Annotated in this window: 11 protein-coding genes and 2 riboswitches; all 11 genes read left to right on the forward strand. The window is 47.2% G+C overall.

The window, feature by feature from the left end; translation table 11 throughout:
- Window position 1 precedes the first annotated feature (1 nt).
- The 11 genes from TRNA_RS24925 to purC all read left to right on the forward strand — a co-directional run bounded on the left by TRNA_RS24925 (window position 2) and on the right by purC (window position 12,149).
- Window positions 2-2,227: a DUF4129 domain-containing transglutaminase family protein gene (locus TRNA_RS24925; protein WP_003179513.1), complete on the forward strand. Its 2,226-nt coding sequence runs from the start codon at window positions 2-4 to the stop codon at window positions 2,225-2,227.
- Window positions 2,228-2,415: 188 nt separating this feature from the next.
- Window positions 2,416-3,957, forward strand: coding sequence for a glutamine-hydrolyzing GMP synthase (gene guaA / locus TRNA_RS24930; protein ID WP_003179516.1), 1,542 nt, complete (start codon window positions 2,416-2,418; stop codon window positions 3,955-3,957).
- Between the two features lie 389 nt (window positions 3,958-4,346).
- A riboswitch (purine riboswitch) is annotated at window positions 4,347-4,448 on the forward strand.
- 132 nt (window positions 4,449-4,580) lie between these two features.
- Complete coding sequence (locus TRNA_RS24940) at window positions 4,581-5,903, forward strand: NCS2 family permease (RefSeq protein WP_011197610.1); 1,323 nt, start codon at window positions 4,581-4,583, stop codon at window positions 5,901-5,903.
- A 216-nt stretch (window positions 5,904-6,119) separates the two neighbouring features.
- Entirely contained in the window at window positions 6,120-6,878 is a 759-nt protein-coding gene (locus tag TRNA_RS24945) for a hypothetical protein (protein WP_003179521.1), read from the forward strand.
- Window positions 6,879-6,999: 121 nt separating this feature from the next.
- Window positions 7,000-7,188, forward strand: a complete 189-nt coding sequence (locus TRNA_RS24950) for a hypothetical protein (RefSeq protein ID WP_003179522.1) — start codon at window positions 7,000-7,002, stop codon at window positions 7,186-7,188.
- 152 nt (window positions 7,189-7,340) lie between these two features.
- On the forward strand, window positions 7,341-7,928 hold the full coding sequence (locus tag TRNA_RS24955) for a DUF2179 domain-containing protein (protein WP_370510518.1): 588 nt from the start codon (window positions 7,341-7,343) through the stop codon (window positions 7,926-7,928).
- Window positions 7,928-8,125, forward strand: coding sequence for an NETI motif-containing protein (locus TRNA_RS24960; RefSeq protein ID WP_003179527.1), 198 nt, complete (start codon window positions 7,928-7,930; stop codon window positions 8,123-8,125). Before TRNA_RS24955 ends, TRNA_RS24960 begins: the two co-directional genes overlap by 1 nt.
- Window positions 8,126-8,203: 78 nt before the next feature.
- A riboswitch (purine riboswitch) is annotated at window positions 8,204-8,306 on the forward strand.
- Window positions 8,307-8,442: 136 nt separating this feature from the next.
- On the forward strand, window positions 8,443-8,931 hold the full coding sequence (purE, locus tag TRNA_RS24965) for a 5-(carboxyamino)imidazole ribonucleotide mutase (protein ID WP_003179528.1): 489 nt from the start codon (window positions 8,443-8,445) through the stop codon (window positions 8,929-8,931).
- The gene (gene purK / locus TRNA_RS24970; RefSeq protein ID WP_011197611.1) at window positions 8,924-10,066 is read left to right on the forward strand and encodes a 5-(carboxyamino)imidazole ribonucleotide synthase; all 1,143 of its coding nucleotides are present in this window, start codon (window positions 8,924-8,926) and stop codon (window positions 10,064-10,066) included. The genes purE and purK overlap by 8 nt, the downstream gene beginning before the upstream one ends.
- Window positions 10,063-11,358: an adenylosuccinate lyase gene (gene purB / locus TRNA_RS24975; RefSeq protein WP_003179530.1), complete on the forward strand. Its 1,296-nt coding sequence runs from the start codon at window positions 10,063-10,065 to the stop codon at window positions 11,356-11,358. Before purK ends, purB begins: the two co-directional genes overlap by 4 nt.
- Window positions 11,359-11,432: 74 nt before the next feature.
- The gene (purC, locus tag TRNA_RS24980; protein WP_003179531.1) at window positions 11,433-12,149 is read left to right on the forward strand and encodes a phosphoribosylaminoimidazolesuccinocarboxamide synthase; all 717 of its coding nucleotides are present in this window, start codon (window positions 11,433-11,435) and stop codon (window positions 12,147-12,149) included.

Genomic DNA, 12,149 nt, shown 5'->3' on the forward strand with positions numbered 1-12,149 from the left:
AATGTTGTCCGGGGGAAAAAGAAACAGGTTCGGTTTATTGCTTTTTTATGTGCTGACTTTTTTGCTGCTGTGGGAGTGGCTCCGTCCTTTGCAGTATTTTACCGATACGGGGCACACCGTCTTTTTTATTTTATTTATCGCTCTTGTATTTTTGCTTACATTTTTTAAGGTCCCTTGGTTTATCAGATTTCCGGTCAGCCTTGGCTTCGTTCTGTTTGCACTGCACACGATTTTTTACGAAGGATCGGTGTTTTCACCTTCATGGATTGCCCTGTTTTTCCAGGATTTAAAGCGAAATTTCTCCTATATTTTCTCCGGCATGTGGCGGGATATGTCGCCGTTGTTTCGGACGCTGCTCTTTTACGTCCTTCTTTGGCTGCTCGTATACTTGCTGCACTACTGGGTGATCTATCAGCGCAGAATTTTATTCTTTTTTATTATGACCGTTGTTTATGTCGCGGTGATCGATACATTTACGCCGTTTGACGCGTCATATGCGATCGTCAGGATCGTGCTGATCGGCTTTTTGCTTCTCGGCCTGCTGTATTTGGAACGGATCAGGGAATCAGAAGCGCTCAAATCCTCGAAATCGCGGTTTGCCAAATGGTTTGCACCGCTCTTATTGATGACTGCCGCCGCCGTGTGCATCGGCGCGGTCTCGCCAAAAGCCGATCCCGTCTGGCCTGATCCGGTGCCGTTTCTGCAGACGGCTGCGACCGGCGATTTTGCTTCCTCAGGCAGAAGCAAAGTCGGCTATGGAACGAATGATGAGGCATTGGGCGGTCCATTTTCAAAAGACGATACATGGGTATTTACATGGCAGGGAAATGAACGAAGCTATTTCAGGGTGGAAACAAAAAGCCGCTATACAGGAAAAGGCTGGATTGAAGACGAAAAATCAGGCGCATCCATTCAGCTTGAAGAGGATAAACTGGATTACCAGTGGTACGACGAAAGCGTGAAGACCGAAACGCGCAAAGCGATCGTCGATATCGATCCCGCTTACCGGTACGATCATGTCCTGTATCCGATCGGGACGACCGAAATCAAGCTCAATAATTTCTTTGTGCCGCTCCGCATGAACTTAAATACGGAGAAAATAAAACCGGCCGGCAAGACAGGCGCGGACATTCAGAATCTGGAAAGCTATTCGGTCACCTATAAATCACCCGTCTTTGATGTCGATCAGCTGAGGAAAGTCAGCTTGGAGTCGGAGGGGAAATGGGCCAGGAGCCATGAGAAGTACCTGCAGCTTCCCACTTCCCTTCCCGACCGCGTGAAAACATTGGCGCACGATTTAACGAAAGACGAAGATAATATATATGACAAAGCGAAAGCGATTGAGAAGTATCTCGGTTCTTCCGAATTTTCTTATGAGACGGAAGATGTCGCTGTTCCTAAAGGAGACCAGGATTACGTCGATCAGTTTTTATTTGAGACGAAAATCGGCTACTGCGACAATTTTTCCACGGCTATGATCGTACTGCTGCGGTCGGCCGGAATACCGGCCCGCTGGGTGAAAGGCTACACATCCGGTGAATATGCAGGAACGACGGCAGACCGGAAACGCACGATGTACGAGGTGACAAACAACAATGCCCACTCCTGGGTTGAAGTGTATTTTGAAGGACAAGGCTGGGTTACGTTTGAACCGACGAAAGGCTTTTTAAATCCCGAGCAGCTCGTTGAAGAGTCCAGCGGTCAGCAAGCCGGCGCGGCTTCTGATAAAAAAGAAGATGATAAGAAAAATGATGAAGGCCAGCGTCCGCAGGATGCAAAAGAACAAGACAACAAAGAGAAGCCCGAATCCCAGGCAAAGCGTGATGCCAAAGCCGATTCCCATGCCGGAAGCGATGATGCAGACCGTACTCTTTTGACTGGTGCGGCCGTACTCGGTCTGTTGCTGGCGTTTGCAGCGGTGCTTTACTATACAAGGGTGAAATGGATGCCGCACATCATCATCAACAGGCTGAAAAAACGGCGTGATGAAGCGGTTTTCTTTAAAGCCTACGACGAACTGCTCCGCCAGCTGAAGCGCCAAGGCATGCAAAAAGAAGAAGGCCAGACGCTGCGCGAGTTTGCGAAGACGGTTGATGAACGCTTTCAAAGCGGGGACATGACGGCTTTGACTCTTCAATATGAACGGGCTTTGTATCGAAAGGAAGACGCCGCTAAGCTTTGGAATGATTCGGCGGAGTTATGGGAAAATTTAATTAAAAAGAGATAGTCTTGACCGCTTTCAGTCGTATTGTTAGAATAAGTGAATATTAAAAACCCTTATATATTCTTGCTGGCAGGCTCGGCGGCTTATCTATCGGACAAGCCGGGCCTTGTCCCGTGAATGGGGGCAGGACGGCCGTGTGTCTGCCGCCATTTTTTCTGTGCAAAAAGACAATTTGATAAAGAGGTGACACCATGACGAAGTTAGTAAATGAAATGATTCTTGTGTTGGATTTTGGAAGTCAGTACAACCAGCTGATTACCCGCCGCATTCGTGAGTTTGGTGTATATAGTGAATTGCATCCTCATACGTTGACGGCAGAGGAAATCAAAAAAATGAATCCGAAAGGAATTATTTTGTCCGGCGGTCCGAACAGCGTTTACGACGAAGGATCTTTCCGCTGCGACGAAAAGATTTTCGAACTGGACATCCCTGTTCTTGGAATTTGCTACGGCATGCAGCTGATGACGCATTACCTTGGCGGAAAAGTAGAAGCGGCAAGCCAGCGCGAATACGGAAAAGCAAACATTCATATCGAGGGTGAACCGGATCTGTTTAAAGATCTTCCAAACGAACAAGTCGTCTGGATGAGTCATGGTGATCTAGTAGTTGAAGTTCCAGAAGGCTTTACCGTTGATGCGACAAGCCATCATTGCCCGAACTCAGCAATGAGCAAGAAGGATAAGAAATGGTACGGCGTTCAATTTCATCCGGAAGTCCGCCATTCAGAATACGGAAACGACCTTTTGAAGAACTTCGTTTTCGGTGTTTGTGAATGCGTCGGCGAATGGTCAATGGAAAACTTTATTGAGATTGAAATGCAGAAAATCCGCGAAACAGTCGGCGACAAGCAAGTACTGTGCGCGTTGAGCGGCGGGGTTGACTCCTCTGTCGTTGCGGTCTTGATCCATAAAGCGATCGGCGACCAGCTGACTTGTATTTTCGTAGACCACGGGCTCCTTCGAAAAGGTGAAGCGGAAGGCGTGATGAAAACGTTCAGTGAAGGCTTCAACATGAACGTGATCAAAGTGGATGCGAAAGATCGCTTCCTGAACAAGCTTAAAGGCGTCTCAGACCCTGAACAAAAACGCAAAATCATCGGTAATGAGTTTATCTACGTGTTTGACGATGAAGCGGAAAAACTGAAAGGAATTGACTTCCTTGCACAGGGAACGCTATACACTGACATTATCGAGAGCGGAACAGCGACGGCTCAGACGATCAAGTCGCATCACAATGTCGGCGGCCTTCCTGAAGACATGCAGTTTGAACTGATCGAACCGCTGAATACGCTCTTCAAAGACGAAGTGCGCGCGCTCGGAACCGAGCTTGGCATCCCTGACGAAATTGTTTGGCGCCAGCCGTTCCCAGGTCCGGGCCTCGGCATCCGCGTTCTTGGAGAAGTGACGGAGGAAAAGCTTGAAATCGTCCGCGAATCAGACGCGATCCTCCGCGAAGAAATCGCCAAAGCTGATCTTGAAAAAGATATTTGGCAATACTTCACCGTTCTTCCTGATATCCGCAGCGTCGGCGTCATGGGAGACGCAAGAACTTATGACTATACGATCGGCATTCGCGCCGTGACATCGATTGACGGCATGACATCAGACTGGGCGAGAATTCCTTGGGATGTCCTTGAGAAAATCTCGACACGGATCGTCAATGAAGTGAAGCACATTAACCGCGTGGTTTACGATATTACGAGCAAGCCGCCTGCAACAATCGAGTGGGAATAAGAAAAATGCCTCAGCCGCATGAAGCTGGGGCATTTTTTATTGGTGGAGCAGTAGATTGGATGATATAACGCTTATATCTTCCGTTTTCATCGCCGCAGCCGCTGTGCCATGAATCTTCCGATCACAGAGTGACAACTGAACAAGGCATTAAAGTCTACGATACAGTTCAAACGGTGTTCGAAGCGCGGTCTTGTCGGAGGATATGACGCGGAAACAGAATATCACGCTAAAAAAAGAGCGTGTTTTATTTGAATTGAAAGAAAACCGGGGATTGAGCCCCTTCAGACCACGATCAGAATTTGGAAAAACAACGAACGAAGCGAACATTAAAATCATGAATGTTCGTTTTTTTGTATTGTGTTCAACGTTAGATATTGCTACAATAGTATAGTAATTTAAAAAAGACTTGTCGTATAATCATGGGGATATGGCCCATAAGTTTCTACCAAGCTACCGTAAATAGCTTGACTACGCTTGTATACAATATTTTATCCGTGAAAAATCATTTTTTCAGTATGAAATATGCCGTAGTCAAGCGTCCCGCCAGTTGGGGCGTTTTTTGTTTAAAAGCAAAGGTTTATGAAACAATAAAAGCGACAGACAAACGAGAGGAGTATACCATTTTGAAGCGTTACTTTCAGTTTGAAGAATTGGGCACAAATTATCGGAGAGAAATGATCGGCGGACTCACCACATTTTTGTCCATGGCATATATTTTGATCGTCAACCCGCTTACCCTTTCTCTGGCGTCGGTGGAAAATTTCCCGGATGCATTGAGAATGGATCAAAGCGCGGTCTTTACGGCAACCGCGGTTGCAGCAGCCGTCGGTTGTTTTATCATGGGGCTGCTCGCGAAGTATCCGATCGCTCTGGCGCCCGGAATGGGGCTTAACGCATTCTTTGCATTCTCAGTCATCCTGAATATGCAGATTCCTTGGCAGACGGCTCTTTCAGGCGTTATGGTTTCCGGACTTATTTTTATCGTTCTTTCGCTATCCGGTTTAAGGGAAAAAATTATCAATTCGATTCCTTATGAGCTGAAAATGGCTGTCGGTGCGGGGATTGGCCTGTTTATCGCTTTCGTCGGTTTGCAGGGCTCCAAAATCGTCGTATCCAACCCGGATACGATTGTGTCGTTTGGGAATATTCATTCAGGTCCCGTTCTTTTGACTGTTTTCGGACTGATCATCACTGTCATTTTAATGGTATTGCGCGTCAACGGCGGCATTTTCTTCGGGATGCTGATCACGGCGATTGTCGGCATGATTTTCGGACAGATTGACGTTCCTGACAAAATCGTCGGTGCCGTTCCTAGTCTTGCGCCAACATTTGGACAAGCCTTTATCCACCTTCATGATATCTTTACGGTGCAAATGCTTGTCGTCATTTTAACGTTTTTATTCGTCGACTTTTTTGATACGGCCGGTACTTTGGTGGGTGTTGCATCACAAGCCGGTTTGATGAAGGATAACAAACTGCCGCGCGCGGGAAGAGCTTTGCTTGCCGATTCTTCCGCAACTGTGGCCGGAGCGATCCTTGGTACATCGACAACGACCGCTTATGTTGAGTCAAGCGCCGGGGTAGCGGCCGGAGCGAGAAGCGGTTTTGCGGCGATTGTAACCGGCGTTTTGTTCTTGCTGTCGCTGTTCTTCTCGCCCGTACTCAGCGTTATCACTTCACAAGTGACGGCGCCTGCTTTAATCATCGTCGGCGTGCTGATGGTGGCGAATCTCAACAAAATCGACTGGACCAAATTTGAGATTGCGGTGCCCGCATTCTTCACGATGATCGCGATGCCGCTGACATATAGCATCGCCACCGGAATCGCGATCGGATTTATTTTCTACCCGATCACGATGATTTTTAAAGGCAAAGCAAAAGAGATCCATCCGATTATGTACGGACTGGCTGTCGTATTTATTCTTTATTTCATTTTCTTGAAATAGGCTGTAGGAAAAAGCGCTTGTTCATTTGAACGAGCGCCTTTTTTTATTTCCAATTCATCAAAATCGGAACCTTCCGCCTTCGTTTTTCGTCATATATAAGGGCTGCTGCATCTATGATAAAAAGAGGTTTGTCTTGACTGTTTCACACAGCTTATGTAATTTATAAAAGTGCTTTTCATTTATGTAAAGCTTTTGAATAGAAGAGGAGTTGCTTATATGATTGAAGAACATCACAAACGAAACGAAGATGATATAGAACAAGAACCTGCTTCGAGGATGTCGAGGAATTCCCGGAAAAAAGCGAAGAAGAGCAAGGAGACGAATCCGTCTGCAGCAAAAGTCAAATCGGTGATGGAGAGTGTGATTGCCGCTTTGTTCCGTTATTTCAGCTTTGTGCTCGATATTTTAAAGTCCCCGGTGCGCACTGCACTTGATTATGACCGGTCTTATTTTAAGTATTCCGTTATTTCAATGACGCTTTTAGCTGTTTTCTTTTCGCTCGGCAACTTTTATCAGCTGCTTGCGGGCCGGGGGAGAATTCTCGGGTTCGGCGTGTCGGTGCCGTTTATGGAAGTGTTTTTGGTTGTGTTTATCTACTGCATGGCTTTCATGTTTTGGATGGCGGCAGCGAGCTGGGCTGTATCGAATTTTATGCTCAGGTATAAAGCTTCATTTTTCGATATCACGGCAAAGTACGGCTCTTTACTGGTTCCGTTTATCGTCCCTGCCGCTCTGTGGATGATTTTCGCGATTATCAACTTCACGGCCGCGACGGTGATTCTCTCGATCGTCATCTTTATGGGATTGACCTTCGGCACTTTTACATTGATTCAATCAATTTATGAAAAAAGCGAAAAACCGCGGTTTGACCTGATGTACTGCGTGTTTACCGTCTTTTTGCTTGAATTGGTATTCGTTGGGGCAACTTGGAAGCTGGTGGGCGGATACTTGCTGTCCTCGCTTATCCCTGTATAAGGAGATACAGCCGGTTCTTTAAGAAGAACCGGTTTTTTCTTAACATTAATTCTGAGTTGACTCATAAGAATAATATGTATTATATTGTAACCAATCATACGAACGGATGGGGGAGTGATCGATGGCTAACTTTCTTCGAAAAGCTGTAAAGCAAAAAAAGGAGTATTTAATCAGGCAGCTCGCAAAACCAGGACGGCTGGACAATTTGAAAGACCTCTCGTCATACACGCTGAGCGATTTGGAAAAGGAACACCGGAAGCTGCACAAATTAGATGAAGTTCGTCAGCGGGATCATAAACACCAGCTCTAAGGACGTTCATTTGAACGTCTTTTTTAATGGCGTTTAAATGCTTTGAAACCGGCAGAAAAAGGGTAAACTGATGGAAGTGAGCAATGTCGAAAAATTTTGTGGTGAAGCAGGGCCATTACAGGATTGTGTATGGAGAATTTCTCTAGTAGAATATGATTGCTTTGCATCTAAAGGAGGGATTTCAATTGCTTCACTCAGCACTATTGAACGGTGTGATCATGGTTGGAATTATTCTGGTTATCAATATTATATATGTAACGTTTTTAACCCTTCGCATGATACTGACTCTAAAAGGCCAGCGGTATCTCGCCGCTTTTATCGGGACAATCGAAATGCTTGTTTACGTCGTCGGGCTGGGTCTTGTTTTAGATAATTTAAATCAAATCCAAAACGTGATCGCTTATGCGGTTGGATTTGGAATCGGCATCATCGTCGGCACGAAGATTGAAGAAAAGCTCGCTTTGGGCTATATTACCGTTAACGCCATTACGAAAGAGCTTGATTTGGATCTGCCGAAACAGCTCAGGGAAAAAGGCTACGGGGTCACCCATTGGGTCGTCGGCGGACTTGAGGGAGACAGAACGGCGATGCAGATTTTGACGCCGAGAAAATACGAGCTGCAGCTGTACGAAACAATTAAATCAATCGATTCAAAAGCATTTATCATTTCCTACGAACCGAAGACGATACACGGCGGATTCTGGGTTAAAGCCGTAAAGAAAAGGAGAATTAAAGAATAATGACAAAGCCGAAAAAAAAGCGCTTTGAAGTAACGGAAGGCGAAACGATCGAAACCGTGTTGACGAAGATGCAGGAAGAAGGCTACACGCCGGTGCGCCGAATGGAGGAGCCGGTCTTCAAAGAAACAAAGGAAAATGGAACGATTCAGGTTGTTCCGTGCGGAAGAAAAATTATATTCGAAGGGAAATTACTCTAAACCCGAACATTAGAACAACAAAATATACTATCGTTCGATAATGTCGTTGACATTATCACAGTCCGTTGTTAAGATAAACATGACATGAAAACACATCCTCATATAATCTTGGGAATATGGCCCATAAGTCTCTACCCGATGACCGTAAATCATCGGACTATGCAGGAAAGTGGACAATAAACTGACATGGAGATCGCGAGAAGCGGACTAACTGACGATACACGCGCCATGCCCGGTTTGTGTTGCTTCCTACAAATGCAATACATGCCGGGCTTTTTATTTGCGAAGAATAACAGCTAAAGGTGGGACAAAAGGATATGCAGCCTCTTCTTGGTGTTATCATGGGAAGCACATCTGACTGGGAAACGATGAAACATGCCTGCGGCATACTCGATGAACTGGGAATTCCGTTCGAAAAAAAGGTCGTTTCCGCACATCGGACGCCTGATTTAATGTTTGAATATGCCGAAAAGGCTCGGGAAAGAGGCTTGAAAGTCATCATTGCCGGAGCGGGCGGAGCCGCTCACCTGCCGGGAATGGTCGCAGCCAAAACGACGCTGCCCGTCATCGGTGTGCCGGTTCAGTCAAAAGCGCTGAACGGTCTCGATTCGCTGCTTTCAATCGTTCAAATGCCGGGCGGAGTACCCGTTGCGACCGTTGCCATCGGCAAAGCGGGAGCGGTCAACGCAGGACTGCTTGCGGCGCAGATTTTGTCAGCTTTTGACAAAGAGCTTGCCGAAAGATTGGACGAACGAAGGGAAAGCATCAGACAAACCGTGTTGGAAAGCAGTGATCAGCTTGTATAAACAAACGATTTTTCCGGGAGCGACAATCGGCATTATCGGAGGCGGACAGCTGGGCAAAATGATGGCCGTCGCGGCCAAACAAATGGGCTATAAAATCGCGGTGGTTGATCCTGTTCCTTCATCACCGTGCGGCCAGGTCGCCGACCTTGAGATTACGGCTAGCTATAATGACGGGGAAGCGATACGGAAGCTTGCCGAAGCGAGCGACGTGATCACTTACGAATTCGAGAACATCGATTATGACGCGCTGAACTGGCTGAAGGAGCACGCTTACCTTCCGCAGGGGAGCGAGCTTTTGCTCCTTACGCAAAACAGGGAGACCGAGAAAAAAGCGATTGCATCAGCGGGCTGTAAAGTCGCGCCGTACCGGATCATTCACGACCGGGCGGAATTGGAAGCGTCCGTAGCGGAGCTCGGTCTTCCGGCGGTGCTGAAAACTTGCCGCGGCGGGTATGACGGAAAAGGGCAGCACGTCCTGAAAGAACAAGCACAAATCGGGGAAGCCGCAGCTCTTTTACAGCACGGCACATGCATTTTGGAAAGCTGGGTTCCTTTCAAAATGGAATTGTCCGTGATCGTGACAAGATCGGTTCACGGAGAGACAACCGTCTTTCCGGCGGCAGAAAACATCCATAAACAAAATATTTTATTCCAGAGCATCGTCCCGGCCCGGGTCGATGAGGCGATTCAGGAACAAGCGGCAGCACTTGCCCTCAGGCTTGCCGAAAAGCTTCAGCTTGTCGGAACACTGGCCGTTGAGCTTTTCCTGAAGGAAGACGGCGGCCTTCTCGTCAATGAACTGGCGCCGCGGCCGCATAATTCCGGCCATTACACCCTTGATCTTTGCGAAACGAGCCAGTTTGAACAGCATATTCGTGCGGTCTGCGGGCTGCCGCTCGGTAAAACGGATCTTCTGAAGGAAGGGATGATGGTGAACCTTCTCGGGGACGAAGTGTACATGGCTGAAGAAGATCCCGAACTTTTAAAAGAAGCGAAGCTTTATATATACGGAAAGCATGAAGTCAAACCAGGCCGCAAAATGGGGCACATCACATTTTTAAGAACACCCGACAATGAATGGATCGGGCAGATGACAGAAAAGTGGATTGAAAGAGATGGAGGACGAAAACAATGATCGAACGTTATTCAAGACCGGAAATGGCTGCGATTTGGACAGATGAAAACAGATTCCAAGCATGGCTTGAAGTTGAAATACTGGCTTGTGAAGCTTGGGCTGAGCTCGGCGTCATTCCGAAAGAAGATGTGAAGGTTTTAAGGGAAAAAGCGTCATTTGACATCAACCGCATCTTCGAAATCGAGCAGGACACGCGCCATGATGTCGTCGCATTTACCCGCGCCGTATCGGAAACGCTTGGCGAAGAGAAAAAATGGGTGCACTACGGACTGACATCAACAGATGTGGTCGATACCGCTCTTTCTTATCTATTAAAACAGGCGAACGAGATTTTGCTCAAGGACATTGAGAGGTTTATTGACATCTTGAAAGAAAAAGCAAAGGAACATAAATATACGGTGATGATGGGGCGCACACACGGCGTGCATGCAGAACCGACGACATTCGGCTTAAAGCTCGCCCTTTGGTATGAAGAGATGAAGCGCAACCTGGAACGCTTCAAGCAAGCGAAAGAAGGCATCGAAGTCGGTAAAATCTCAGGCGCCGTCGGAACGTACGCGAACATCGATCCATTCGTCGAGCAGTACGTATGTGAGAAGCTCGGCTTAAAAGCTGCGCCGATCTCAACGCAGACGCTGCAGCGCGACCGCCACGCCGATTACATGGCTGCACTGGCGCTTGTTGCGACAAGCATCGAGAAATTCGCCGTTGAGATCCGCGGCCTCCAAAAAAGCGAAACACGCGAGGTCGAAGAATTTTTCGCAAAAGGCCAAAAAGGTTCATCTGCCATGCCGCATAAACGCAACCCGATCGGTTCGGAAAACATGACGGGAATGGCGCGCGTCATCCGCGGCTACATGCTGACCGCTTATGAAAATGTACCGCTTTGGCATGAACGCGACATTTCGCATTCATCAGCAGAGCGCATCATTCTGCCTGATGCGACGATCGCGCTGAATTACATGCTGAACCGCTTCGGCAACATTGTGAAAAACTTGACCGTGTTCCCTGAAAACATGAAGCGCAACATGGACCGCACACTCGGATTGATCTACTCCCAGCGCGTCCTTCTCGCTCTCATTGATACCGGCATGGCGCGCGAAGAAGCGTATGACACCGTTCAGCCGAAAGCAATGGAAGCATGGGAGAAACAAGTGCCGTTCCGCCAGCTTGTCGAGGCTGAGGAAAAAATTACGTCCCGACTGTCTCCGGAACAAATTAACGACTGCTTTGATTACAATTACCACTTGAAAAATGTCGACTACATTTTTGAACGTTTAGGCTTGGCATAGAATAGACCGCCCGCTTTTACAGGCGGGGGTCTAAGTGCTTAAATATTTCCAACATTCGGGTTAGGAGGCCTTCTGTGAATATTGTGAAAAATGAACTTTTATACGAAGGAAAAGCGAAAAAGATTTACCGGACGGATGATGACAACACTTTGTTTGTCGAATACAAAAACTCAGCGACGGCTTTTAACGGAGAAAAAAAAGCCGAGATTGACGGAAAAGGCCGTTTAAATAACGAAATTTCCAGCCTGATTTTCACAAGGCTTCACGAGAAGGGAATCAACAACCACTTTGTTGAACGAATTTCTGAAACGGAGCAGCTCATTAAAAAAGTGACGATCATCCCGCTTGAAGTCGTTGTCCGCAATGTCGTTGCCGGAAGCATGTCCAAAAGGCTCGGCATTCCGGAAGGCACGGAGCTGGGGCAGCCGATTATCGAGTTTTACTACAAGGATGACGCGCTCGGTGATCCGTTGATCACAGAAGACCATATCCGGATTTTAAAAGCAGCTGAGCCTGAACAGGTGGAGAAAATCAAATCGATTACGAGACAGGTAAACGAAGAGCTGCAGACGATTTTCGCGGCTTGCGATGTCAGATTGATAGATTTCAAGCTTGAGTTCGGGCTCGATAAAGACGGCGAGGTCCTGCTGGCCGATGAGATTTCCCCGGATACGTGCCGGCTGTGGGATCAAGAAACGAATGAAAAGCTTGATAAAGATGTGTTCAGAAGAAATCTGGGCGGATTGACGGATGCATACGAAGAAATATTCAAAAGACTTGGAGGCATGTAA

This window comes from Bacillus licheniformis DSM 13 = ATCC 14580 (genome assembly GCF_000011645.1).
Taxonomy (GTDB): domain Bacteria; phylum Bacillota; class Bacilli; order Bacillales; family Bacillaceae; genus Bacillus; species Bacillus licheniformis.

Excerpts from the sequence above, each read along its gene's own strand:
- TRNA_RS24925 (WP_003179513.1), top strand. The coding sequence starts at position 2 with ATGTTGTCCGGGGGAAAAAGAAACAGGTTCGGTTTATTGCTTTTTTAT.
- guaA (WP_003179516.1), top strand. The coding sequence starts at position 2,416 with ATGACGAAGTTAGTAAATGAAATGATTCTTGTGTTGGATTTTGGAAGT.
- TRNA_RS24945 (WP_003179521.1), top strand. The coding sequence starts at position 6,120 with ATGATTGAAGAACATCACAAACGAAACGAAGATGATATAGAACAAGAA.
- TRNA_RS24950 (WP_003179522.1), top strand. The coding sequence starts at position 7,000 with ATGGCTAACTTTCTTCGAAAAGCTGTAAAGCAAAAAAAGGAGTATTTA.
- TRNA_RS24955 (WP_370510518.1), top strand. The coding sequence starts at position 7,341 with ATGATTGCTTTGCATCTAAAGGAGGGATTTCAATTGCTTCACTCAGCA.
- TRNA_RS24960 (WP_003179527.1), top strand. The coding sequence starts at position 7,928 with ATGACAAAGCCGAAAAAAAAGCGCTTTGAAGTAACGGAAGGCGAAACG.
- purE (WP_003179528.1), top strand. The coding sequence starts at position 8,443 with ATGCAGCCTCTTCTTGGTGTTATCATGGGAAGCACATCTGACTGGGAA.
- purB (WP_003179530.1), top strand. The coding sequence starts at position 10,063 with ATGATCGAACGTTATTCAAGACCGGAAATGGCTGCGATTTGGACAGAT.